Source organism: Citrobacter sp. Cpo040, assembly GCF_030332915.1.
Classification (GTDB): Bacteria; Pseudomonadota; Gammaproteobacteria; order Enterobacterales; family Enterobacteriaceae; genus Citrobacter; species Citrobacter portucalensis.
In genome coordinates, this window is the sequence record NZ_JAOWGX010000034.1 from 796,032 (window position 1) to 819,837 (window position 23,806).

The following is a 23,806-nucleotide window of genomic DNA, read 5'->3' on the forward strand; positions in this document are numbered from 1 at the left end:
AGGACATGACAACATTACTCAATCCGTACTTTGGTGAATTTGGCGGTATGTATGTGCCACAGATTCTGATGCCTGCCCTGCGCCAGCTGGAAGAAGCTTTTGTCAGCGCACAAAAGGATCCTGAATTTCAGGCGCAGTTTACAGATCTGCTGAAAAACTATGCGGGTCGCCCAACCGCACTGACCAAGTGCCAGAACATTACTCAAGGCACCAACACAACGCTGTATCTCAAGCGTGAAGACTTACTGCACGGCGGCGCGCACAAAACCAACCAGGTGCTGGGTCAGGCGTTGCTGGCGAAGCGCATGGGTAAAACGGAAATCATCGCCGAAACCGGCGCGGGTCAGCACGGTGTTGCATCTGCTCTCGCCAGCGCACTGCTGGGGTTGAAATGCCGTATTTATATGGGCGCAAAAGATGTTGAACGTCAGTCGCCTAACGTTTTCCGTATGCGTTTGATGGGCGCTGAAGTTATCCCCGTTCACAGCGGTTCCGCAACGCTGAAAGATGCCTGTAACGAAGCGCTTCGCGACTGGTCTGGCAGCTACGATACCGCGCACTACATGCTCGGTACGGCGGCTGGTCCGCACCCCTTCCCGACCATTGTGCGTGAGTTCCAGCGCATGATCGGTGAAGAAACCAAGGCGCAGATTCTGGAAAAAGAAGGTCGTCTGCCGGACGCCGTTATCGCCTGCGTGGGTGGCGGTTCTAACGCCATCGGTATGTTCGCCGACTTTATTAATGAAACCAGCGTCGGTCTGATTGGCGTAGAGCCAGGCGGTCATGGGATTGAGTCTGGAGAACACGGCGCGCCGTTGAAGCATGGTCGTGTCGGGATTTACTTCGGCATGAAGTCCCCGATGATGCAGACCGAAGAAGGACAGATTGAAGAGTCTTACTCTATTTCTGCAGGACTGGACTTCCCGTCAGTTGGGCCACAGCATGCGTACCTGAACAGCATTGGTCGCGCTGATTATGTTTCAATCACCGATGATGAAGCACTGGAAGCCTTCAAAACGCTGTGTCTGCACGAGGGAATTATTCCGGCACTGGAGTCCTCCCATGCCCTGGCGCACGCGTTGAAAATGATGCGTGAGAATCCGGAAAAAGAGCAGTTACTGGTGGTTAATCTCTCCGGTCGCGGAGACAAAGACATTTTCACCGTACACGATATTCTGAAAGCGCGAGGGGAAATCTGATGGAACGTTACGAAAACCTGTTTGCACAGCTGAAGGACCGCAAAGAAGGCGCTTTTGTCCCCTTCGTAACCCTGGGCGATCCGTCTGTTGAGCAGTCACTGAAAATCATTGATACGCTGATTGAAGCCGGTGCCGACGCGCTTGAGCTCGGCATTCCGTTCTCCGATCCGCTGGCAGACGGTCCGACCATACAGGAAGCCACCCTGCGAGCGTTTGCCGCCGGCGTTACACCGTCGCAATGCTTTGAAATGCTGGCGCTGATTCGCCAGAAGCATCCGACGATTCCCATTGGGTTGCTGATGTATGCCAACCTGGTCTTTAGTAAGGGCATTGATGAATTTTACGCCCATTGTGAGAAAGTCGGTGTGGATTCTGTGTTGGTAGCCGATGTGCCGGTTGAGGAGTCAGCTCCGTTCAGAACTGCAGCGCTGCGCCACAACATCGCGCCGATTTTCATCTGCCCGCCGAACGCTGATGAAGAACTGCTACGCCAGATTGCCTCTTATGGTCGTGGCTACACTTATCTGCTTTCACGTGCAGGTGTGACCGGTGCCGAAAATCGTGCGGCATTACCGCTGCATCATCTGGTCGAAAAGCTGAAAGAATATGGTGCGCCACCTTCTTTACAGGGCTTTGGTATTTCTGCGCCTGAACAGGTCGCTGGTGCTATTGAAGCCGGTGCCGCCGGTGCAATTTCCGGCTCGGCAATTGTGAAAATCATTGAGAAAAATGTTGCGGCACCGGAACAGATGCTGGCTGAGCTGAAAGCGTTTGTCAGCGCGATGAAAGCCGCCACCCACCAGTAAGTTAAATCAACCGCCAGAGACAGCTGGCGGTTTCACCCTTCTTTCGTGTGCTTCATTCTATACATAGCGCTATCCGCATTCTGAATGGCCACATCCAGTTCATCGTTCACCTCTGCAATTCCCCACGATACTGACAATGGCACGGTATGGCCGTCCACCACAAACACATGACTGGTCACCTGCCCGCTAATACGTTGCGCAATTGCTATGGCGTCAGTTGCCTGCGATCGAAACAGCAGGATCATAAATTCATCCCCGCCGGTACGAATCACAATATCGTGGCTGGTACGGGTGTTTGACAGCATCCTGTTGGCGATAATTTGCAGCGCGCGATCTCCTGCCGCGTGGCCCCAGGTATCATTGACGGCCTTGAATTTATTGCAATCCAGTAGCACCACCGAACAGTGTGATAAATCCCGACGCTTGATAATGTCGAGTATTCGGCGGTTAAAACAGCCGGTCAGAGTATCGATATAAACCTTGAGGTCGCTTTCATTCAGCCATGATTTGAGTGAGAAACTGATCATGATGAAAAAGAACGGCGCCAGCAGAATCACGATCCCAGCATGAGTATCGCGTACCATAAAACGACCTAATGATAGCGAATAGTGCAGCGCATATTTCTCCGAAAAATTGCGCACGATAAAGCGGGATTGACTTGTACATTTGCCGGATAAACACAGACTCTCATGGTTTGTTAAATTCACCAACTCCACATTCAGCTCCGGTGGAATTTGGTTGTCAAATGCCTGGGCTAACGCCTCTTGCAATTCGGGCTTTGAATGGTCATAGACCAGATAGGCTACGATTTGGTCTGATATCTCTTTGCCAGACAGATCGTAGATATAACTCACCACGCTGTAAGCTTTTTCACCGGTAATTTTATCGGTATAAAAATTCGTCGAACTAAGGGCTTTGTTTTTGACGTTTTTTTGCAGTAATCGGGTATAGAAATCGACGGGCGGGTAGAAAAATTGAGTGATATCCCGTGCCATTTCAGAATTAGAGAAACTGAAATTGCGCGAATCGGAAGCCATAAACCAGTAAAAATAATCTGAATTTTTGGCGATGATATAACGATGTGCATCGAAGCTGCCGGGGTTTAGCTCATTGACCATACCACGAATAAATTCAGCCGCTGTATACATACACAGCGCTTCGTGGCTGGTTTGCTGGGCAACCATTGTCCCGGTCGCCGAATGCAGCCGCTTTGGGTCGGCGTTAATTCCCCATTCATCCTCATCCCGGAGAACAAATTTTGAAATATCGCCGCATTGTTCCCCCGTTTTGATATGGTGATAGCGCTCGCCAATCGCATCGGCGATCAGCTCGTTATCGTTAAAAATGTCCATCATGCGCGCTTGCAGGCGGTTGACACCTTCGCTGGCAGCGGCCATTCGCTGTTCATAAATAATAAACAGAAACAACGACGTAAATACCAACGTAATGAGCCCTGATACCAGCAGTGCCTGCCTGTTTCTGAGCTTATCCTGCACAATCTTCACGAGTCCACCCTGATAGTTAACAGTATTGCCAAATCGGTTACCCGTTTATGTTGTTGCATAACAGCGTTGTACGTTGATAGAGAATGTTCGCCACCCCGAAGCAGGTAAGTTGATGTAGCCCACAGCCGCGCGCTTAGGTTACAGTTTTATACAATAAAAGCACATATTTGTTAACATAATCGCAAACTAATCATCACCTACAATAGGATACCCTGCCCGTCGAATGGCCTCGCGGCAGTCGTTTACGCCTGCGGCATAGCCCGCCTCAATCTCACAAACCGGACTGGCGCTGCAATAAGGTAGTGTAACCGGAGTCGCAATAAGTTTCTCCAGCGCCTCAATTTTATCCATGTAAAGCAATAACTCACGTGCAGCACTCACGGCAAACGCTGCCGTTTGATCTTCGGAGAACGGTTCCAGAAGTGTGATTTTTTGCTGTAGCAGATGGCGGGTCAACATCATCAGCAATACCCTCAATGTTGTTTTGCTTAAAGAGTAGCACTACATCAAAGGGAGAAAGGTAGGATGGGATTGTTTAAACGATGGGTCGAGGTAAGGATATTGTCTGAAAACGGTAACAGACAGCTCCGTGCTAATCTCTGGCGAAGATCAGATAATTTAGTTGATGACGATGGAAAATATCCGAGTTTGTAATACTAGTACACTCATTGTTTCCATACTGCCTGAGCCTGTCAATCATTGGACTATTCTGAGCAAGAAGCGGACCACATTATCTAATGAAAAGCTTCACTGATAATGTCGGGACAGTGATGAGTGAGAAACTCACGTTGTGCTTACACCAGGATTATCTGGAATGATGGAGTTAACATCTCAATTGTTCATAGCGGCGCTGAGTAGATGCAGGATATCGCGGGGCATATTGGACGTATAACGTTTATCGCGTACCTAATAAGTTAAGACCATAGGTTTTAATTATTACATTTTTTAAGATAGTGGTTTTTATCTGTTTTTTAGAATTGCCATGCCTGGCTAGACATTCTTATTCATAACAACTTTATGAGTTAAAAAAATCTGCCATAATGACAGATTCTTTTAATCTATCATTAGAGATTAGCAACGTTATGATATACTTTTTGAACATCATCGTCATCTTCAAGGGCATCAACAAGCCCTGCAAAGACTTCTAAATCTTCTGGTGAAAGTTCAATTTCTGATTGAGCAATCATCTCTAATTCTGTGGTAGAGAATTCAGTAATCCCTGCGGCTTTTAAAGCTGCAATGCCTTTGTGAAGATCTGTAGATTCTGTATAAATAACGATGTTTCCTTCTTCTTCGGTTACATCACGAACATCTACTTCAGCATTAAGCAAAATTTCAAAAATGTGGTCAGGATCTGTCCCTTCAAATACAATCACTCCGGTATTATCAAACATATAGCTGACAGAACCAGCCGCTCCGATATTCCCGCCTTTTTTATTAAAAATTGAGCGGACATTAGCAATCGTACGGTTAACATTTGAAGTCAATGTTTCAGCGATAATCAGTGAGCCACTGGGACCAAAACCTTCATAACGCCCTTGCACGAACGTTTCATCGCTGCCGCCTTTGGCTTTATCAATGGCTTTATCAATAACGTGTTTTGGAACCTGCGCTTGTTTAGCACGTTCAATAACGAATTTTAAAGATGTATTTAATTCTGGGTCTGGTTCGCCTTGTTTAGCAGCAGCATAAATTTCGACACCAAATTTTGCATATACATTAGACGTTGCACCGTCTTTAGCTGTTTTTTTAGCAACAATATTTGCCCACTTACGTCCCACTGGAATGATCTCCTCAAAAATTCATTTACATAGCCGACAGGTATATAACCTAGCATTACATTATATCATGACGTATAAATCCTCGTCTATTAAAAATGAAAATATTAGAATTTTACGATATGTTACTTTAATTTTATCAATAGTTAACATTGTTGATAAATTATCCTCTGGTTCTTTTTTGTTCTTAATAAATGGTCCGCAGCAATAATGCATAAGAGAAGAGAAACAAAAGTAATATTCCAGACAAACACTTCTACTATTAAAGTTGCTGCTGCACTGCTTATAGCGAGGTATCGACACACAAATTTTGTCAGGCCAGAGGCGCAAAATAATGGCCGATCAAGACAACGACACGCGCGGAAAAGAATGAAAAAAACTGGTCATTTGATGACCAGTTTTGCAGAAAGGTTTTGCAGGGGTTTTGCAGAAGAACTTAAAAACGATAACCCGCAGAGAACATAAACACCCACGGGTCAAGGCGTACGCTGTCTCGCTGCTGGACGCCACCCATTTTATAGCTTGCGGTGGTGTCTATATCCATGTACCAGACCGACATGTTAATCAGCCAGTCGCGGTTAATCAGATAGTCCATACCGACTTGCCCTGCTGCACCCCAGGAATCTTTCAGGCTCAGATCCGATAACCCCGTTTCTTTACCGTTATCGTTAAAGCCTTCATCGAAGAAGGTCGTGTAGTTCACCCCAACACCTACGTACGGACGCAGTTTACTGCTGGAGTCACCGAAGTACCACTGCGCCATTAACGTCGGCGGTAGATGATGTACGGTGGCAATATCACCCGTTGCAGCAGTGCCGATTTTATGGCGGAACGGCGTAGCTGCCAGTAATTCAACACCGATATTGTCGGTTGCCATGTAGGTAAATGTCAGACCTAACTGCGTGTTATTGCTGACATCAAAGCCACCTAAGCTGCCCAGCGTACCACCTGCACCTTCCGTCGGCCTGACGGTGGCTGAACCTGCACGAATAAAGAATTCTCCAGCTTCATGCGCAAATGCGTTACCAGAGAGAAGAGTTGTTAAAGCCAATGCTGCAACTGTTAATTTTTTCATGTCCGCTCCATCGTTATGGTTATAAAAGCGGAACGAATATACCCACATTGGAGTAATAAGTGATCTAACATGGATCACATTGACTTTGATAATTTAACATTTATTGATCCAGATTAAGTTAGAACTTGCATTCAAAATCCAGGTTAAATTAATTCAGATCAATTTTGATATATTTTCAATGTGCAAGTACCTCCAGCTCATTGCTGATGGGTGATGGATATCTGCGCGTGATGCGCAGATAACAAACAGCGTTCATGCACGACGCTGAAGTCGTAGCCAAAAATTACTGCAGCTTTACAAAGATATGCTTTTCCATACATCGCGCGATGCTGCCACTGTAGAGTTATCCAGGGTACAATTGCCCGCAAATGAACACCTGCAAAACTCAAGGAGAGTGCATGTCTATCACGGCGAAATCCGTTTACCGTGACACGGGAAACTTTTTCCGTAATCAATTCATTACCATCTTGCTGGTATCGTTGTTGTGCGCGTTTATCACAGTGGTGTTAGGGCATGCCTTTTCCCCCACTGACGCACAAATTGCGCAACTCAGTGAAGGCGATCAGTTAACCAGCAGCGTGGGGCTGTTCGATCTGGTGCAAAACATGACCCCGGAGCAACAGCAAATTTTGCTACGCGCTTCCGCGGCGTCGACGTTTTCCGGTCTGATTGGTAATGCCATCCTCGCCGGGGGCGTCATCCTGATGATTCAGCTGATTTCAGCAGGTCATCGCGTCAGCGCATTACGTGCTATCGGCGCCAGTGCGCCAGTGTTACCGAAGCTGTTTATTCTGATTTTTTTGACTACTCTGCTAGTGCAAATCGGTATTATGCTGGTTGTTGTTCCCGGTATTCTGCTGGCGATCCTGCTGGCACTCGCACCGGTGATGTTGGTACAGGACAAAATGGGTGTCTTTGCCGCGATGCGCAACAGTATGCGTCTGGCGTGGTCGAATATGCGACTGGTTGCGCCGGCAGTGATCGGTTGGTTGCTGGCAAAAACGCTGCTGTTGCTTTTTGCGCCAAGTTTTGCAGTACTTACGCCGAATGTAGGCGCGGTATTGGCGAATACGCTGAGCAATATGATCTCCGCCGTGTTGCTGATCTATTTGTTCCGCCTGTACATGCTGATTCGCCAATAAACCCTGAACGCATTCCGGGCTTGTACCCGGTGCTTTTGATTACGGAATCGAAGAATGAAGCAGTTTCTTGATTTTTTACCGCTGGTTGTCTTTTTTGCTTTTTATAAGCTTTACGACATCTATGCGGCGACCTCGGCGCTGATTGTCGCGACGGCTGTGGTGTTGATTTACAGCTGGGTTCGCTATCGCAAGGTCGAGAAGATGGCGTTAATCACCTTTGTCCTGGTGGCCGTATTTGGTGGTTTGACTATTTTTTTCCACAACGATGAATTCATTAAGTGGAAAGTAACGGTGATTTATGGGCTGTTTGCTGGTGCTCTGCTGGTTAGCCAGTGGGTGATGAAAAAGCCGCTGATTCAACGCATGTTAGGTAAAGAGCTGACCCTGCCGCAGCCGGTGTGGTCGAAACTTAATCTAGCCTGGGCCGTCTTTTTCATCCTGTGTGGCCTGGCGAATATCTATATTGCATTTTGGCTACCGCAGAACATTTGGGTCAACTTCAAAGTGTTCGGTCTGACCGCCCTGACTTTATTCTTTACGCTGCTGAGTGGGGTCTATATTTACCGTCATCTGCCGCATGAAGATAAATCGTAATACATGCTCGCCAGATCTGCGGATCTGGCGAATTTTTATCCCTTCGCGTTCCATAGAGCTGACAACCTGACTTACATCTGCTCTGCACGCCGCATCACCTCTGTTCTCAACGCACAAATTCTAGTAGCATCGCGCCTGTAATCTTTCTCTATAGTCGGTTCTACAATGACAACAACGAATAACACTCCCCAGGGTGAACTGGTTTTACGCACTCTGGCCATGCCTGCCGATACCAACGCGAACGGTGATATTTTTGGCGGCTGGCTGATGTCACAAATGGATATAGGTGGCGCGATTCAGGCCAAAGAGATCGCACATGGTCGTGTGGTAACGGTGCGAGTGGAAGGGATGAGCTTTTTGCGCCCGGTCGCCGTAGGTGATGTGGTGTGTTGCTATGCGCGCTGTGTGAAACGCGGGACAACCTCGATCAGCATCAATATTGAAGTTTGGGTGAAGAAGGTCGCTTCTGAACCTATTGGGCAGCGCTATAAGGCCACCGAAGCTCTGTTTATCTACGTTGCCGTTGATAAAGACGGGAAACCGCGTCCAATTCCCACGTTGGTCTGATAGCACACGTCAGTACTGCTATCCGGCAATCATCACTCTTGATCATTGCCGGACGGCCTGATGCTTACTCGATCTGCGTTGTGCCGTTTAATTTGAAAACAATATTCACCACAAGTCCGGAACCGGGTTTACCAGCTTCATAACGCCATCTACGCATCGCGTTTTTCACTTCACGTTCAAACATATTGGCAGGCTGTGCAGACAGGATTTCCACATTTTCAACCCGGCCATCCGGCGTTACGTTAAATTTGACCTTTACCCGGCCTTCAATGCGCAACGCCTGAGCTCGCGCCGGATACTGAGGCTGATTACGGCTTAAAGCACGTGGACCCGATGGCGCACTGACCACCGGTTTGCTGGTAGTTGCCGGCGCGGTATTGGTCATTGTGCGCGTAGGTGCCGTATTTTCCAGTGGGGAGGCCGGGCGCGGTTCTGCTGGTTTAACATCGCGTTTCGGTTGCTCTTCCACCTTTTTCACCGGTTTTGGCTTCGGTTTAGGCTTGGGCTTCGGTTTTTCAATCACCACCGGCGCCTCTTTTGGTGGCTCTGGAATCGGTTCAGGTTCCGGTTCAGGCTCGACAACGGGTTCCGGCGGCGGCTGAACGGCCTGAGGCGGTTCGAGATCGGCAGGCGCGACCATCGTGACAGAGATCGGCTGCGCTGGCGCAGGTAGTTCAATAACCTGATGTACCGAGGTATACAGCAAACCAGCCACTACGGCACCATGAATGCCGACAGACAGTAACGTTGGCCAGGGAAAGCGACGAGGTAAATCAAGGGTCATTGAAGTCATAATCGTTTCAGTAAAAAAACCAGGCCCTGATTTTAAATGCAAATAGCAATCATATTCAATAAGCCCGTGGTGCTAACTGACATTTAAAACGCGATTTTATGATAAAAAACCACTTTCAGAGTATGGCCTTAACATATCAGTTATCTTTCCGTTGCAGTTGTTAGGCCTTTCCAATAACGTTATTAACGACTTTTACCGTTCAAGGAGCTCTACCCGTGCTGTATGTTATTTACGCTCAAGATATCGCAGACTCTCTCGAAAAACGTCTTTCCGTGCGCCCTGCTCATCTGGCTCGCCTGCAACTCCTTCATGACGAAGGTCGTTTGCTCACGGCGGGCCCTATGCCAGCGGTCGACAGTAACGATCCTGGTGCGGCGGGTTTTACCGGCTCGACGGTGATTGCCGAATTTGAATCTTTGGAGGCGGCACAGGCTTGGGCAGAAGCCGATCCGTATGTTGCGGCGGGCGTATATGCGCAGGTTTCAGTAAAACCTTACAAGAAAGTATTTTGACAAAACAAAAGGCCATTTTCATTTATAAAAATACTGAACTGTAAGCAAAATACATAGCCATTGAGGGCGCATTTAGGTGCACATTAGTCTAAACGCCCTCACTTCTCGTCTCTATGCATTAATTCAGCATATCAAAGCAATGATAAGTACCCTTATAAAAGGTAGCAACGACCGTTTATTAGCGTGTCATTGATTGTTTCTTACTCAACCTCAGTGTATTTTATTATCTGTCGAGATTAATTTGTCACAATGCAGACAGGCTGCGTTGTTACGCTATACGGGATTTTAGTCAATTATGGCTTTTGATTCGTTCCGTCCCGCCTCTCCCTCTCCTAAAGCATTCCGCCATGATATCAATGGCCTGCGAGCATGGGCTGTATTAGCGGTCGTATTTTATCACTTTGGCGTACCCGGATTTAGCGGTGGCTTTATCGGCGTTGATGTTTTTTTTGTTATATCAGGTTTCCTGATGACCGCCATCATCGTGAACGGCCTTGAACGTGGCAATTTTTCATTATGGAGTTTCTATCTGGCACGTGCCAGACGAATTATTCCTGCCTTAATTGTATTATGTAGCACATTACTTTTCTTGGGTTGGTTTTGGTTGCCCACCGCTGATTATCATGTGCTGGCACTCAATGCGATCACAGCGCTTACTTTTGTTTCCAATCTCAAGTTTTGGCGTGAAGCGGGTTATTTCGATATCACTTCCAGAGAAAACTGGTTGCTGCACACATGGTCTCTTTCGGTGGAGTGGCAATTTTACATTTTGTTGCCTGTTGGCTGCATTTTACTCTGGCGCTGGTTTGGCCTGCAGGGTGTTAAGTTTGCACTTATCGCCGCAGGCGTACTGTCATTAGCTCTATCAATTTACGTGAGCCCTCGACTCCCAGGTAGTGCGTTTTACCTACTCCCCACCCGCATTTGGGAATTATTAGCTGGAGGAGCTGTATGGTTGCTAACTCGTCGGCATTCTATGTCGCAACGCCCAGCCCGGACACTAGAGTTGGTGGGTTTTATTTTAATTGCCCTGTCAGTCACACTCCTGGATGCGACACGACCATGGCCGGGAAGTTATGCCGTGGTTCCTGTGTTGGGGACCGTGCTGGTTCTTGCGGCTAATCGCCAGCGATCATTTTTTACTTCTACGGCAATTTTTCGCCAGATAGGTGCCAGTTCTTATTCAATTTATCTGTGGCACTGGCCGCTGGCGGTGCTGCTCAGTTATGCCGACAAACAGCACAATCCCTGGTGGATTGCTACTGGCATCGTAATGAGTTTGCTATTGGGAAAGACCTCTTTATTGCTCGTAGAGATTCCGACACGCAAACAGCTTGCGCTAACCCCTGCACGCAAACAGAGCTGGGTACTATTACTGTTAATTTTGAGCACTGGTGGATTGGCCGCAGGGGCTCGTTATCAGCAAGTCGACGGCAGAATTAACCCGGCAATTGAATTAGCGATGATCCCGAAACTTGATTACGCAGTCCGATTTGAAAAATGTCTGCTCGCGCCGGGTAAAGGAAGCGAGTCTCCTATGTGCAGATATGGCAAAGGAGAGTTAACGGCCATTGTCCTTGGAGACAGTCATGCAAGCATGCTGGTTTCAGCTGTCGCAGAGGCTGCACCCGGTGCGGTTGTTGAGATGACCTATGCGAGCTGTCCGACAGTGTTAGGCATGAAACGAAGAGAGGATATTAATGATGACTGTAAACTATTTAATGATCGAGCTATTAATTTACTAAATAATGAATATAAAAATAAACTCGTCTTTATCGCCAACAGAAGCAGCCTCGCTATCCTGGGACAAAATGAAAAGGACGATTTTTTTAATATTCCTATGGGATTTTTTGATACGCCGAATGAACACCCCAATCAGAATTTAACACAGCAGTTTAGCCAGCAACTCGTAAAAACTCTGTGTTCCATAGAGAATAGTCAGAGGGTATTTCTGGTCCGCCCTATTCCTGAAATGGCAGTCGATGTGCCTAATACAATGGCCAGGGCACTGATGTTTGGTAAGTCAGACAGTACAGTATCTATTTCTCTCGATAAATATTACCAGCGACAAACAGCCATTTGGGCAGCACAAGATGAGGCGGCCCTGCGCTGCGGCGTCAATATTCTCAATCCGTTACCCTATCTTTGCAAGGATGGGCGGTGTTGGGGAGATGCTGGTGGACGTCCACTTTACTCAGACAGTAACCACCTAAGTGCATTTGGCAGTAGGCTTTTACTCCCCATGTTTCAACGCGCATTTAAACAAGCAGAACATACCGAGGCAACTAACGCCCTGCAACTTTGACGCTTGACCAGAACTATGGGAATCATATCCATTCGGATACTAATATTCACTCAAGTAAAAAAGCCGCAGATAGCGGCTTTGGTTGTTACTTTTTCTCGTCAGTGTAGCGACGAGCGTTGTCAAAAAGATTTGTACACATAATGACTTCCCTCAAAAGACAATAAACTAACAGAATCGGATAACGGGTAATACCTGACCACACTATTATGAACCACTAGCCCCAGAATGTAGAATCATCGTATTGATAATAAAAATAAAAGTATAATCAGCGAGAAATTTACGCTGCCGTTTTTTCAACAGTTCTTTCTTGAAACAACGGTGCTTTATTCATTACGTCTGGGATGCACCCGGTTTTAACAATCACGCCAGGATTACCAACAACGACAGAAAAAGGCGGGATACTTTCGGTCACAAACGCCCCGGCAGCAATTTTACTCCCCTGCCCAATGATGACCCCGCCGACGATGACAGCATTTGGACCAATCCAAACTTCATCCTCAATAATGGGGTAACCCGTGATGCGGGTTCCTGCTCCCCGAATAGTATCTCGCTGACCGATGGTTACACCATGAAATAAGGTAACGTTCTTTCCAATTCTTGCACTCGGCGATATCACTATCCCCCAGCCATGAGTGATAGCCAACCCGGCACCAACCTGCGTGCTCGATGGAAAATCCATCGAGCCCATGTGAGCAGCACACCGATGCAAGATCTTAAATGGATAGAGCATGATACGCAGCGGTGTGCGCGAAACCGCACAGTATTGGCATAAACGCATCATCACAATGATACGGAATGTTCTGCTAATTACTGTACCAATTATTAGTTTACTCCATGAGAAATAACCAAATTCACGGTGGGTATCGGCTTTAATTTTGTCGAATGCCATCATACTGTCTCGTTGTTTAATCGTTAAAATGTATCAGTTCTCACTGAAATAAAAACATATTTTCTTGTCACCAGCATTCTTTTTTTCGAGTAGATACGGCACCTGAAAGATGACAATAATATAAATAATGAAATGGCTATCTCTTACCTGGACCAAAACAATAATGGCAGCCAGGAAAGTATTTAAGAATCAATACGGGAAAACAGACATTGGGCACCGCCAGCGGTGCCCTTTTGGGATCAGATGCTGTGGATCGCAAACAACAACGAGTTACGCTGGTGGTTGAGAACGCACTTCCTGATGGTATGGATACGCATATTACGACGCGATTGTCCTTCAAGCCAACGTGCTTTACGGCGGCTAGCCTGACGCAGCATCCGCCAGCGTCCCACTTCCGTTCTACTACGCTTCATGTTAACTACTCTTCCAGTCACTGAGCGGCCATTATAACGCCAGACCGAATGCAGACCAGTGGTTTTCCCGTGTTTTTATTTGCCAGATTAATCCTGATGCGTAAACTCTTAACAATACGCTTTCAAAAGGATTTTTAAATTTATGACAACCTTCTACACCGTGGTGAGTTGGCTGGTCATTCTGGGTTACTGGGTACTCATTGCTGGCGTAACGTTACGCATTCTGATGAAGCGACGCGCAGTGCCCTCCGCAATGGCCTGGCTGTTGATCATCTACATTCTGCCATTGGTAGGAATTATTGCTTATCTGTCTTTTGGTGAACTTCACCTGGGTAAGCGACGTGCCGAACGCGCCCGGGCGATGTGGCCTTCAACAGCCAAATGGCTGAACGACCTCAAGGCCTGCAAGCATATTTTTGCCCAGGAAAACAGCAGCGTCGCCTCTTCGTTGTTTAAACTGTGCGAGCGTCGTCAGGGAATAGCCGGCGTAAAGGGAAACCAGCTGCAGTTGCTCACCAGTTCAGATGACGTGATGCAGGCGCTGATCCGTGATATTCAACTGGCGCGCCACAACATCGAAATGGTGTTCTACATATGGCAGCCAGGCGGTATGGCCGATCAGGTAGCCGAGTCGTTAATGGCTGCCGCGAGGCGTGGCATTCACTGTCGCCTGATGTTGGACTCCGCCGGCAGCGTGGCGTTCTTCCGCAGCCCTTGGGCGGCGATGATGCGTAACGCAGGTATTGAGGTTGTAGAAGCGCTGAAGGTGAACCTGATGCGTGTATTTTTACGCCGTATGGACCTGCGTCAGCACCGCAAAATGATCATGATCGATAACTACATTGCTTATACCGGCAGCATGAACATGGTCGACCCGCGTTTCTTCAAACAAGATGCGGGCGTCGGGCAATGGGTTGATTTAATGGCGAGAATGGAAGGTCCTGTCGCCACTGCTATGGGCATTGTCTATTCCTGCGACTGGGAAATTGAGACCGGAAAGCGCATTTTGCCTCCGCCACCGGACGTCAATATCATGCCGTTTGAGCAGGCCAGCGGCCACACCATTCACACTATCGCCTCGGGTCCTGGTTTCCCTGAAGATTTGATTCATCAGGCGCTGCTAACCGCTGCTTATTCAGCGCGTGAATATTTAATTATGACCACCCCCTACTTCGTCCCCAGCGACGACCTGTTGCACGCGATTTGCACGGCGGCGCAGCGTGGGGTTGACGTCAGTATCATTCTTCCACGTAAAAATGACTCCCTGCTGGTTGGCTGGGCAAGCCGGGCCTTTTTCACCGAGCTGCTGGCGGCTGGCGTTAAAATTTATCAGTTCGAAGGTGGCTTGCTGCACACCAAGAGCGTACTGGTCGATGGCGAGCTGAGCCTGGTCGGTACGGTTAACCTGGATATGCGCAGTCTGTGGCTCAATTTTGAAATCACGCTGGTCATTGATGATGCCGGATTCGGTGGCGATCTCGCGGCAGTGCAGGATGATTATATTTCGCGTTCCCGCCTGCTTGATGCCCGTTTGTGGGTAAAACGACCACTCTGGCAGCGGATAGCAGAGCGACTGTTTTACTTCTTTAGTCCGTTGCTGTAAAACGTGCCCATCAGACAGTAAACAGGTAGTCATTATGGATATGGATTTGAACAATCGCCTGACCGAAGACGAAACGCTTGAGCAGGCTTACGACATTTTTCTCGAACTGGCTGCGGACAATCTGGATCCAGCCGACATCATTCTGTTCAATTTGCAGTTTGAAGAGCGTGGCGGTGCCGAGTTGTTCGATCCGGCAGAAGACTGGCAGGAGCATGTTGATTTTGACCTGAACCCTGACTTCTTTGCCGAGGTCGTGATTGGTCTGGCAGATACAGAAGACGGCGAGATTAACGATATTTTCGCGCGCGTTTTATTATGTCGCGAAAAAGATCATAAGCTCTGCCATATTCTCTGGCGCGAATAATCAAACAAAAAAGCTGCTCTCGCAGCTTTTTTCATTTTTAACCCGGCAGTTTACTTCCACAGCGGTTACAAAATTGCGCACTATGTTCGTGCTGCGTCTGCTGGCACTGCGGACATTTTCGTTGGTGCCCGCGCTGCTGGAACGCACTGCTCATGTGCGTGGTAATCAATCCCGTCGGTATCGCAATCACCGAGTAACCAATCAGGATAAGCACGGACGCCACCATGCGCCCCAACGGGGTGTGCGGCGTGATATCGCCATAGCCGACGGTGGTTACAGTAACAATCGCCCAATACACCGACGCATTCAGCGTAGTAAACCCATATTTTGGCCCTTCAATCAGATACATCATCGCGCCAAAAACCACCATCAGGATGGCAATAAAGGAATAGAACAGCATCAGCTGATGTCGGGCGCTTTTTAACGCATTCCAGAACACCCGCAGAGAAGGCATAAAGCGCAGCAGCTTGAGAATACGCAGGACGCGCAGGACACGCATCGCTCGCCAGGCGAAAACATAGCTCAGACTGATTTCCGGCCATAGCCACATCACATACAGCGGCAGAATGGTGGCAAGGTCAATTATCCCCCAGAAGCTGAACACATATTTAGCGGGGTTAGCCCAGCAACATAAGCGCAGAAGATATTCGAGGGTGAAGACCAGAGTAATGAAGATCTCCAGCCAGACAAAAACGCGCCATTCCTCAAAGGTTAAATGGTATTGCGTCCCTACTCCGGACTCAATGAAGATAACGATAACGCTGAGCAAGGCAAATAGCGCGCACATACCTTCAAAGCGACGCCCTGAACGGGTATTTAAATCAAATAATTTGCGATAGAGCGCACGGCGGACAGAAGAGACTAAACCTGGCACAGATACCTCACCAAAAAAAGGGCTGACCTTTGTCAGCCCTCAGGATTATAGCGGGTCTACTTTCAGGCAGGAAACTGCATGTCGGAAACTTCCTTCCAGAACCGGGCGCGTTTTTGCGCATTCCGGTCCAGCAATCGGACAGCGCGTACGGAACACGCAACCGGAAGGAGGATTAATCGGGGACGGTAACTCGCCTTCCAGCAACTGAATAACCTTATTCCTTTCCTGATCCGGATCGGGGATTGGCACCGCAGACATCAGCGCTTTGGTATAAGGATGCAGCGGGTTATGGTACACCTCGTCATAAGTCCCTAATTCCACCGCATGTCCGAGATACATAACCAGCACACGGTCGGAGATGTGTTTAACCACCGCGAGGTCGTGGGCAATGAAGATTAACGATAATCCCATTTCGCGCTGAAGCTGTTGCAGCAGGTTAACCACCTGGGCCTGGATTGATACATCCAGCGCTGAAACCGGTTCATCGCAGATAATCAACTTCGGTTCGAGGATCAGCGCGCGGGCAATACCAATACGCTGACACTGGCCACCGGAAAACTCATGTGGGTAGCGGTTAATCAGGTTAGGTAGTAGTCCAACCTTCATCATCATCGCCTTCACACGGTCGCGGACTTCCTGACCCGGAAGATTCGGATGATAAGTTCGCAGCGGTTCGGCAATGATTTCACCAATGGTCATGCGCGGGTTTAACGATGCCAGCGGATCCTGGAAAATCATCTGGATATCGCTGCGCACTTCCCGCCACTCATCGGGTTTCATACCCAGTAAATCTTTACCCAGCCAGGCAACCTTTCCATCGGTGGCCTTCACCAGGCCGATAATCGCACGGGCAAAGGTCGATTTCCCGCAGCCTGATTCACCGACCACGCCCAGGGTTTCGCCCTCATACAGTCGCAGGGTTACGCCATCAACCGCCTTCAGGGTTTTAGACGGTTGCCAGAACCACTGTTTGCCATCTTTAATATCGAAATGGACTTTAAGGTCGGCAATCTCAAGGAGCACTTTACGTTGTTCGGTCACCGTATTCATACCAGTTCCTCCACCGGCTTAAAGCAGGCACGCAGACGGCCTGGGCTAAATTCCTCCAGTGGCGGAGCACTGCTACAGATTTCCATCGCATGAGGGCAACGCGGCTGGAATGGACAACCTTTTGGTAGACGCAGTAAGTTCGGTGGGTTGCCAGGGATAGTGAGCATCTCTTCCCCTTCGGCATCCAGACGAGGTACGGCATTTAGCAAACCAATCGAATACGGATGAACGGGTTTATAAAAGACATCCCGCGCACTGCCGTATTCCATAGTACGTCCGGCGTACATCACCAGGACTTTATCGCAAATACCGGCAACAACCCCCAGATCGTGGGTGATCATGATAATCGCGGTGTTGAATTCACTTTTCAGTTCATTCAGCAGCGTCATAATTTGCGCCTGTACCGTCACATCGAGCGCAGTGGTTGGTTCATCGGCAATCAGTAATTTGGGCCTGCACAGCAGCGCCATGGCGATCATTACGCGCTGACGCATACCACCGGAGAATTCATGCGGATACATTTTCATACGCTTACGCGCTTCCGGCATCTTCACCGCATCCAGCATTCTGACCGACTCTTCAAAAGCTTCCGCTTTGCTCATGCCTTTATGCAGCATCAGAACTTCCATCAACTGCTCCCCGACCCGCATGTATGGATTGAGGGACGTCATCGGGTCCTGGAAAATCATCGAGATTTGCTCGGCGCGCAGTTTGTTCAGCTCACGTTCCGGTAAATTCAGAATTTCACGCCCGTTGAACGTTGCGGAGCCCCCGATACGACCATTCGCCGCCAGCAGCCCCATCAGGGCAAAGGCCGTTTGCGATTTACCCGAACCGGATTCACCGACAATACCCAACGTTTCTCCGGCCCGCAGAGAAAAGTTTAAATCGTTGACCGCAGTTACATCGCCGTCGGGGGTAGCAAACGTCACGCGCAGATCTTTTACGTTCAGCAGTGCGTTAGCCTGTTGTTGCGCGAGCGGCGCGGTTGAGGTTTCAATTACGCTCATGGCTGCACTCCTTAACGGTCTTTCGGGTCGAGGGCATCACGCAGGCCATCGCCAATAAAGTTAAAACAGAACAAAGTGACCACCAGGAAACCTGCCGGGAACAGCAGCAGCCATGGTGAGACTTCCATAGAGTTGGCACCATCACTGAGCAGCGCGCCCCAGCTACTTAACGGTTCCTGCGTACCTAGTCCCAAAAAGCTCAGGAAGGATTCAAACAGGATCATGCTAGGCACCAGCAATGAAGCGTAAACCACCACCACACCCAACACGTTCGGCACAATATGGCGGATAACGATACGCACGGTAGACACCCCACCGACTTGCGCCGCTTCAATAAACTCTTTGCGCTTCAGGCTCAGCGTTTGTCCACGCACGATACGCGCCATATCCAGCCAGGAGACCATTCCGATAGCGACAAAAATCAGCAGGATATTTTGTCCAAAGAAGGTCACTAGCAGAATCACGAAGAACATGAACGGGAAGGAGTTGAGGATTTCCAGCAGACGCATCATCACCGAGTCGATTTTACCGCCGAGATAGCCCGACAGAGAGCCGTACAGCGTACCGACTACTACCGCGACCAGCGCCGCGGCAATGCCGACCATCAGCGAGATACGCCCGCCAATCGCCACGCGCACCAACAGGTCGCGTCCCGACGAGTCAGTACCGAAATAGTGGCCTGATTCTGTATCCGGCGCGCTGGACATCATGCCCCAGTCGGTATCAAAGTAGGTAAACTGCGACAGCATTGGCGCCAGCGTCACGAACAGCGCAATAATTACCAGCACCACCAGGCTTGCTACCGCCGCGCGGTTATGCATAAAGCGTCGACGCGCGTCCTGCCACAGGCTGCGGCCTTCGACCTCCAGCTTTTCACTGAAATTCTCCAGCGCCTCGCTGTTTTTCTTACTTAACATCATAGCGAGCTCCAGTATCAGTAACGAATTTTCGGGTCGATAACGGCATACAGCACATCGACAATCGCGTTAAACACGATGGTCAGCGTACCCACCAGTATGGTCAGGCTAAGAACCAGCGAATAGTCGCGGTTTAACGCCCCATTGACGAACAACTGGCCAATACCCGGCAAACCATAAATGGTTTCAATAACCATCGAACCGGTGATAATGCCGACAAATGCCGGTCCCATATAGGACAACACTGGCAACAGCGCAGGTTTCAACGCATGGCGGAAAATAATCCGCCGCATCGGCAGCCCTTTAGCGCGTGCGGTACGAATAAAGTTAGAGTGCAGTACTTCAATCATCGAACCGCGAGTAATACGGGCAATACTGGCGATGTAGGCCAGTGACAAGGCCACCATCGGCAGGATCATAAATTTCAGCGCCCCGCCGTTCCAGCCCCCGCCGGGTAGCCATTTCAAGGTTATGGCAAATATCATGACCAATAAGGGAGCGACCACGAAACTGGGGATAACCACCCCGGTCATTGCCACCCCCATCACCGTATAGTCCCAACGTGTATTTTGCTTCAGCGCGGCTATCACTCCGGCGCTAACACCGACGAGTACCGCCAGAATAAAGGCTGCCGCACCCAGCTTCGCAGAAACCGGGAAGCTCGAGGCAACGAGGTCGTTAACCGTGTAGTCTTTATATTTAAAGGATGGTCCAAAATCGCCGTGCGCCAGCTGTTTCAGATAGCTGAAGTACTGCGTCGAGATGGGATCGTTAAGATGATATTTCGCTTCAATATTCGCCAGCACCTCTGGCGGTAACGCGCGTTCCCCGGTGAATGGGCTTCCGGGCGCAAGGCGCATCATAAAGAATGAAATCGTAATAAGAATAAACAGCGTCGGAATCGCTTCCAGACAGCGACGTAATATAAATTTTAACATTGCCCGTACCTTCTGGCGTGTGCCTTTATACCCGTCATACTTCAAGCTGCAAGTGCGTTGGCTTTACTCGCTCACGCCAGTCACTTACTTAAGTAAGTGACTGGCGATTCGCTGCGTTGCCGCCTTCCTGCAACGTGAATTATTTAGGGTATACCTCTCTTTGTCTAAAGAGGTATATATAGTTCGAAGAAAAAGACACTGTGGGGCAACATGATTGCCCCACGTCTTGCCATTAATGCTTGATAATATACAAGTCTTTAATGTGGATATTATCCATCGGGTCTTTACCGGAGTATCCGCCAACCCATGGTTTCACCAGGCGGGCGTTAACATAGTAATAAACCGGTACAATCGCAGAATCTTTATCCAGCTGCTGTTCCGCTTTCGAATACAGTTCGCTGCGCTGCGCTTCATCCGTCACTTTCAGCGTATCCGCAATCAGCTTATCAAATGCCGGGCTCTTATAGTGGACGGTATTATTGGAGCTGTCGGACAGCACCATATTCAGGAAGGACGTCGGTTCGTTATAGTCCGCACACCAGCCCGCACGTGAAACATCATAGTTGCCCTGATGGCGCGTATCGAGGAACGTTTTCCATTCCTGGTTTTCCAGCTTCACATTAGCACCCAGATTTTTCTTCCAGATAGATGCCGCGGCAATAGCCAGCTTCTTATGCAGGTCTGAGGTGTTATACAGCAGATCAAAGGTCAGCGGTTTCTCAGCGGTATATCCGGCCTCAGCCAGCAGTTTCTTCGCTTCTTCATTACGTTTTTCCTGAGACCACTTGAACCACTCTGGCTCAACCAGTTTCGCACCATCGGTGTATGGAGGAGTAAAGCTATATGCTGGCAGGTCACCCTGGTTTTTCACTTTATTGACGATAATGTCACGATCCAACGCCAGCTTCAGGGCGGTACGAACACGAACATCGTTGAACGGTGCTTTCTGGTTGTTGATTTCGTAATAATAGGTGCACAGATACGGGTCAACGTGGACTTCGTTCGGGATCTCTTTTTTCAGTTTCTGGAATAACTCAATCGGCATGTTGTTATAGGTCATGTCGATTTCACCGCTGCGATAGCGGTTAACGTCAGTCACTTCAGAAGAAATAGGCAGGTAGGTTACCTGGTTAATAACCGTTTTGGCGTTGTCCCAATAGTTGGTATTACGCTCAAGCACAATGCGCTCGTTCACAACCCAGTCTTTCAGTTTATACGCACCGTTAGTAACGATGTTAGCGGGCTGGGTCCACTTCTCGCCGAATTTTTCAACAGCAGCTCTGGGAACCGGTGAAACGGAAGAGTGCACTAGCAGTTTGTAGAAATAAGGAACTGGTTCGCTGAGGGTAACTTCAAAAGTATGATCGTCGAGAGCTTTTACGCCCAGATCGGTGACCGGCTTTTTACCGGCGATAATATCATCAATGTTGACAATATGACCGTACTGCAAATAACTGGCATACGGTGATGCAGTATTTGGATTAGCCAAACGTTGCCAGCTATACACGAAATCTTGCGCGGTAACAGGCGTGCCGTCAGACCACTTAGCATCTTTACGCAGATGGAATGTCCAGACTTTAAAATCTTTATTTTCCCATTTTTCAGCCACGCCAGGCGATGGTTTGCCATCGACATCACTGATTAATAAACCTTCAAACAGGTCACGGTTAATGTTGGATTCAGGTACACCTTCGATTTTGTGGGGATCGAGTGATTGCACTTCCGAACCGTTATTACGCACCAGAGTCTGCTTTTCAGCAAGCTGCACACCCGCTGGCACTACTGCCGCCGTGGCAACATTTCCAGCGACTAGCGCAGTTAAGATCCCCGCAGCTACTAAACTTTTTTTAGTGATGTTAGTCATTGTGTTGTACTCCCTCATTATTATGGCTGGTTTTTTAACCAGACTGTTAATCCTGTCAGGATCCCTGTACGGCACCGGAGATTTTCTGCCGTCAGGTGGTTTATTGTTTTACTGCTTGCTATCACCGACTTTATTTATTCTGGCGATTCGTATGACCGCCTTGCGTCGATTCTCTACGTGCCTCCCCTGCCGGAAACACGCTATTACCCTGTTGAGAGAAACTAACTGCAAATGATTCTCATCAACGTGAATTCTTCTGCATAATACTTGGCCGGAAAGTATCAAATGCGTTTCTTAACCGCCAATACATTTTACAAATTTGTTAACCAATTCTCTTTTATTGGAAATAAATCTCACTTAAAAAGTCTTACGAATGAAGAATTATTATGAAAAGTTCACAAAAATCAATGCATTATGTCGACTATGGTGTTAACCATCTTGTCCGAAGTCAACGCCATGTCAAAATGCACATAAATTTAACAATTGGTTATTAATTAGCACATTCATCTGAAATAAAGGCTGAAATAACTAATAACATTTCGATAATCCTTCAGCAAGCCCCAGAGTATGATGTTAATAAAATAACAGCAGTATCGGTCTTCGCCGGCCGTACTGGGACGTGTTATATCTTTAGAATCAATGGCTAACAGGAGAGTTAATCATCAGCATTTTTTATTATTGCTCTGCTGATTTTCAACTTTAGTGAGAAGTTTTACTGATAATGAAAGGAAAGGGAGCCGGACACGACTCCGTTTGCACAGAAGAGAGGTTTCAGGCCAGCAAACCAGGGAAAATGGATTTGATGCCTGTAACGATAAATTCGATACCCAAAGCCATTAACAGCAGTCCCATAATACGCGTAATGACGTTGATACCGGTTTGGCCCAACAGACGCACTAACCATGGTGCCATGCGGAACAGCCCCCAGCAGCACAGGGCAAACAACGCAATCGCTACAAAAAAGCCAAACAGGTTAATCGCGCTATGATATCGCGTACCCCAAACAATAGTTGAGCTTATCGCCCCCGGCCCCGCCATCAACGGCAATGCCAACGGCACAACGCCGATACTTTCACGGATTGCGGTTTCTGATTTTTCCTGTTTGTTTTGTTTATCTTCCCCTAGTTTTCCGCTAATCATTGACATCGCGATAGTCACAACCAGAATGCCGCCAGCGATCCTGAACGAGTCAATTGAGATGCCGAAGAGTTGCAGAATACCATCACCAAGAAACAGCGAAGTCCACAGGATGATTGCGACCGATAGGTTTGCCGTGAGGTTGGTTTTGTTTCGTGCTGCGGCAGTTTGATAGCTGGTCATACTGATAAAGACGGGGATGATCCCTACCGGGTTGACCAACGCAAATAACCCAATGAAAAATTTAAAATAGACAGGAAAATCAAATAGCGTTTGGATCACGGTTAGCTCCGAAGCGTTAGCCGGATAAAATGAGTCATAAAAATTGATAAAATCCGCGCTGAAGATACGCCTTTTGTCAGCATACTTCACCTTCTATCTGCGTATATCAATGTAAATACGCTACCAACACTCAGCGTTATTAATATGTATTAAATATGCTAATGTTATTAGCATTCATTACGTCAATTT

23 protein-coding genes and 1 pseudogene are annotated in these 23,806 nt (G+C 48.3%); 10 read left to right on the plus strand and 14 right to left on the minus strand.

The window, feature by feature from the left end; genetic code table 11:
- The first annotated feature begins 5 nt into the window (after positions 1-5).
- Positions 6-1,199 (plus strand): tryptophan synthase subunit beta, encoded by a 1,194-nt coding sequence (trpB, locus tag OGX86_RS08605; protein WP_003020645.1) that lies wholly within the window; start codon positions 6-8, stop codon positions 1,197-1,199.
- Positions 1,199-2,005 carry a tryptophan synthase subunit alpha gene (trpA, locus tag OGX86_RS08610; RefSeq protein ID WP_128317142.1) on the plus strand — a complete coding sequence of 269 codons (807 nt, stop codon included), beginning with the start codon at positions 1,199-1,201 and terminating at the stop codon, positions 2,003-2,005. The genes trpB and trpA overlap by 1 nt, the downstream gene beginning before the upstream one ends.
- Positions 2,006-2,037: 32 nt before the next feature.
- On the opposite strand, the gene OGX86_RS08615 is transcribed toward trpA, so the two are convergent.
- From OGX86_RS08615 to ompW, 4 genes are all read right to left on the minus strand, one after another.
- Positions 2,038-3,510 (minus strand): GGDEF domain-containing protein, encoded by a 1,473-nt coding sequence (locus tag OGX86_RS08615; RefSeq protein ID WP_286639823.1) that lies wholly within the window; start codon positions 3,508-3,510, stop codon positions 2,038-2,040.
- Positions 3,511-3,696: 186 nt separating this feature from the next.
- Complete coding sequence (locus OGX86_RS08620) at positions 3,697-3,972, minus strand: hypothetical protein (protein ID WP_048224021.1); 276 nt, start codon at positions 3,970-3,972, stop codon at positions 3,697-3,699.
- Between the two features lie 602 nt (positions 3,973-4,574).
- Positions 4,575-5,291, minus strand: coding sequence for a YebC/PmpR family DNA-binding transcriptional regulator (locus OGX86_RS08625; RefSeq protein WP_003020658.1), 717 nt, complete (start codon positions 5,289-5,291; stop codon positions 4,575-4,577).
- A gap of 433 nt (positions 5,292-5,724) precedes the next feature.
- Entirely contained in the window at positions 5,725-6,363 is a 639-nt protein-coding gene (ompW, locus tag OGX86_RS08630) for an outer membrane protein OmpW (protein WP_003833354.1), read from the minus strand.
- 292 nt (positions 6,364-6,655) lie between these two features.
- Between ompW and OGX86_RS08635 the strand changes: the two are divergent.
- The 4 genes and pseudogenes from OGX86_RS08635 to yciA all read left to right on the plus strand — a co-directional run.
- Positions 6,656-6,733: pseudogene (locus tag OGX86_RS08635) on the plus strand (YkgJ family cysteine cluster protein); the annotation flags it as partial.
- Positions 6,734-6,761: 28 nt separating this feature from the next.
- Positions 6,762-7,505, plus strand: a complete 744-nt coding sequence (locus OGX86_RS08640) for a YciC family protein (protein ID WP_003020663.1) — start codon at positions 6,762-6,764, stop codon at positions 7,503-7,505.
- Between the two features lie 54 nt (positions 7,506-7,559).
- The gene (locus OGX86_RS08645; protein WP_286639824.1) at positions 7,560-8,099 is read left to right on the plus strand and encodes a septation protein A; all 540 of its coding nucleotides are present in this window, start codon (positions 7,560-7,562) and stop codon (positions 8,097-8,099) included.
- Positions 8,100-8,264: 165 nt separating this feature from the next.
- Positions 8,265-8,666: an acyl-CoA thioester hydrolase YciA gene (gene yciA / locus OGX86_RS08650; protein WP_008784945.1), complete on the plus strand. Its 402-nt coding sequence runs from the start codon at positions 8,265-8,267 to the stop codon at positions 8,664-8,666.
- A gap of 64 nt (positions 8,667-8,730) precedes the next feature.
- On the opposite strand, the gene tonB is transcribed toward yciA, so the two are convergent.
- Positions 8,731-9,459: a TonB system transport protein TonB gene (gene tonB / locus OGX86_RS08655; protein ID WP_168150127.1), complete on the minus strand. Its 729-nt coding sequence runs from the start codon at positions 9,457-9,459 to the stop codon at positions 8,731-8,733.
- 215 nt (positions 9,460-9,674) lie between these two features.
- Here tonB and OGX86_RS08660 point away from each other — a divergent pair, with 215 nt between their 5' ends.
- Entirely contained in the window at positions 9,675-9,971 is a 297-nt protein-coding gene (locus OGX86_RS08660) for a YciI family protein (protein WP_003020675.1), read from the plus strand.
- A 295-nt stretch (positions 9,972-10,266) separates the two neighbouring features.
- A complete protein-coding gene (locus OGX86_RS08665; protein WP_286639826.1) occupies positions 10,267-12,276 on the plus strand; it encodes an acyltransferase family protein in 2,010 nt (669 codons plus the stop codon).
- A gap of 277 nt (positions 12,277-12,553) precedes the next feature.
- Here OGX86_RS08665 and OGX86_RS08670 read toward each other — a convergent pair whose 3' ends face one another.
- Together OGX86_RS08670 and OGX86_RS08675 are read right to left on the minus strand one after the other, a co-directional pair.
- Entirely contained in the window at positions 12,554-13,168 is a 615-nt protein-coding gene (locus tag OGX86_RS08670) for a serine acetyltransferase (protein WP_048216256.1), read from the minus strand.
- Positions 13,169-13,404: 236 nt separating this feature from the next.
- A complete protein-coding gene (locus tag OGX86_RS08675; protein ID WP_122984013.1) occupies positions 13,405-13,578 on the minus strand; it encodes a YciY family protein in 174 nt (57 codons plus the stop codon).
- Between the two features lie 142 nt (positions 13,579-13,720).
- On the opposite strand from OGX86_RS08675, the gene cls reads away from it, so the two are divergent.
- Positions 13,721-15,181 carry a cardiolipin synthase gene (cls, locus tag OGX86_RS08680; RefSeq protein ID WP_003020687.1) on the plus strand — a complete coding sequence of 487 codons (1,461 nt, stop codon included), beginning with the start codon at positions 13,721-13,723 and terminating at the stop codon, positions 15,179-15,181.
- 34 nt (positions 15,182-15,215) lie between these two features.
- On the plus strand, positions 15,216-15,545 hold the full coding sequence (locus OGX86_RS08685) for an HI1450 family dsDNA-mimic protein (protein WP_003020691.1): 330 nt from the start codon (positions 15,216-15,218) through the stop codon (positions 15,543-15,545).
- A gap of 37 nt (positions 15,546-15,582) precedes the next feature.
- Here OGX86_RS08685 and OGX86_RS08690 read toward each other — a convergent pair whose 3' ends face one another.
- The 7 genes from OGX86_RS08690 to ychE all read right to left on the minus strand — a co-directional run bounded on the left by OGX86_RS08690 (position 15,583) and on the right by ychE (position 23,617).
- On the minus strand, positions 15,583-16,419 hold the full coding sequence (locus tag OGX86_RS08690) for an ion transporter (RefSeq protein WP_048216255.1): 837 nt from the start codon (positions 16,417-16,419) through the stop codon (positions 15,583-15,585).
- 45 nt (positions 16,420-16,464) lie between these two features.
- A complete protein-coding gene (gene oppF, locus OGX86_RS08695) occupies positions 16,465-17,469 on the minus strand; it encodes a murein tripeptide/oligopeptide ABC transporter ATP-binding protein OppF (protein ID WP_008784949.1) in 1,005 nt (334 codons plus the stop codon).
- A complete protein-coding gene (gene oppD / locus OGX86_RS08700) occupies positions 17,466-18,479 on the minus strand; it encodes a murein tripeptide/oligopeptide ABC transporter ATP-binding protein OppD (RefSeq protein ID WP_003833364.1) in 1,014 nt (337 codons plus the stop codon). The genes oppF and oppD overlap by 4 nt, the downstream gene beginning before the upstream one ends.
- Positions 18,480-18,490: 11 nt before the next feature.
- The gene (oppC, locus tag OGX86_RS08705) at positions 18,491-19,399 is read right to left on the minus strand and encodes an oligopeptide ABC transporter permease OppC (protein ID WP_003020701.1); all 909 of its coding nucleotides are present in this window, start codon (positions 19,397-19,399) and stop codon (positions 18,491-18,493) included.
- A gap of 14 nt (positions 19,400-19,413) precedes the next feature.
- A complete protein-coding gene (gene oppB, locus OGX86_RS08710) occupies positions 19,414-20,334 on the minus strand; it encodes an oligopeptide ABC transporter permease OppB (RefSeq protein ID WP_003020708.1) in 921 nt (306 codons plus the stop codon).
- 232 nt (positions 20,335-20,566) lie between these two features.
- Positions 20,567-22,198: an oligopeptide ABC transporter substrate-binding protein OppA gene (gene oppA, locus OGX86_RS08715; protein ID WP_286639828.1), complete on the minus strand. Its 1,632-nt coding sequence runs from the start codon at positions 22,196-22,198 to the stop codon at positions 20,567-20,569.
- Between the two features lie 771 nt (positions 22,199-22,969).
- Positions 22,970-23,617: an NAAT family transporter YchE gene (gene ychE, locus OGX86_RS08720; protein ID WP_003020714.1), complete on the minus strand. Its 648-nt coding sequence runs from the start codon at positions 23,615-23,617 to the stop codon at positions 22,970-22,972.
- Positions 23,618-23,806: the final 189 nt, after the last annotated feature.

Excerpts from the sequence above, each read along its gene's own strand:
- trpB (WP_003020645.1), top strand. The coding sequence starts at position 6 with ATGACAACATTACTCAATCCGTACTTTGGTGAATTTGGCGGTATGTAT.
- trpA (WP_128317142.1), top strand. The coding sequence starts at position 1,199 with ATGGAACGTTACGAAAACCTGTTTGCACAGCTGAAGGACCGCAAAGAA.
- OGX86_RS08620 (WP_048224021.1), bottom strand. The coding sequence starts at position 3,972 with ATGATGTTGACCCGCCATCTGCTACAGCAAAAAATCACACTTCTGGAA.
- ompW (WP_003833354.1), bottom strand. The coding sequence starts at position 6,363 with ATGAAAAAATTAACAGTTGCAGCATTGGCTTTAACAACTCTTCTCTCT.
- OGX86_RS08640 (WP_003020663.1), top strand. The coding sequence starts at position 6,762 with ATGTCTATCACGGCGAAATCCGTTTACCGTGACACGGGAAACTTTTTC.
- OGX86_RS08645 (WP_286639824.1), top strand. The coding sequence starts at position 7,560 with ATGAAGCAGTTTCTTGATTTTTTACCGCTGGTTGTCTTTTTTGCTTTT.
- yciA (WP_008784945.1), top strand. The coding sequence starts at position 8,265 with ATGACAACAACGAATAACACTCCCCAGGGTGAACTGGTTTTACGCACT.
- tonB (WP_168150127.1), bottom strand. The coding sequence starts at position 9,459 with ATGACTTCAATGACCCTTGATTTACCTCGTCGCTTTCCCTGGCCAACG.
- OGX86_RS08665 (WP_286639826.1), top strand. The coding sequence starts at position 10,267 with ATGGCTTTTGATTCGTTCCGTCCCGCCTCTCCCTCTCCTAAAGCATTC.
- OGX86_RS08670 (WP_048216256.1), bottom strand. The coding sequence starts at position 13,168 with ATGATGGCATTCGACAAAATTAAAGCCGATACCCACCGTGAATTTGGT.
- OGX86_RS08675 (WP_122984013.1), bottom strand. The coding sequence starts at position 13,578 with ATGAAGCGTAGTAGAACGGAAGTGGGACGCTGGCGGATGCTGCGTCAG.
- cls (WP_003020687.1), top strand. The coding sequence starts at position 13,721 with ATGACAACCTTCTACACCGTGGTGAGTTGGCTGGTCATTCTGGGTTAC.
- OGX86_RS08685 (WP_003020691.1), top strand. The coding sequence starts at position 15,216 with ATGGATATGGATTTGAACAATCGCCTGACCGAAGACGAAACGCTTGAG.
- oppF (WP_008784949.1), bottom strand. The coding sequence starts at position 17,469 with ATGAATACGGTGACCGAACAACGTAAAGTGCTCCTTGAGATTGCCGAC.
- oppD (WP_003833364.1), bottom strand. The coding sequence starts at position 18,479 with ATGAGCGTAATTGAAACCTCAACCGCGCCGCTCGCGCAACAACAGGCT.
- oppC (WP_003020701.1), bottom strand. The coding sequence starts at position 19,399 with ATGATGTTAAGTAAGAAAAACAGCGAGGCGCTGGAGAATTTCAGTGAA.
- oppB (WP_003020708.1), bottom strand. The coding sequence starts at position 20,334 with ATGTTAAAATTTATATTACGTCGCTGTCTGGAAGCGATTCCGACGCTG.
- oppA (WP_286639828.1), bottom strand. The coding sequence starts at position 22,198 with ATGACTAACATCACTAAAAAAAGTTTAGTAGCTGCGGGGATCTTAACT.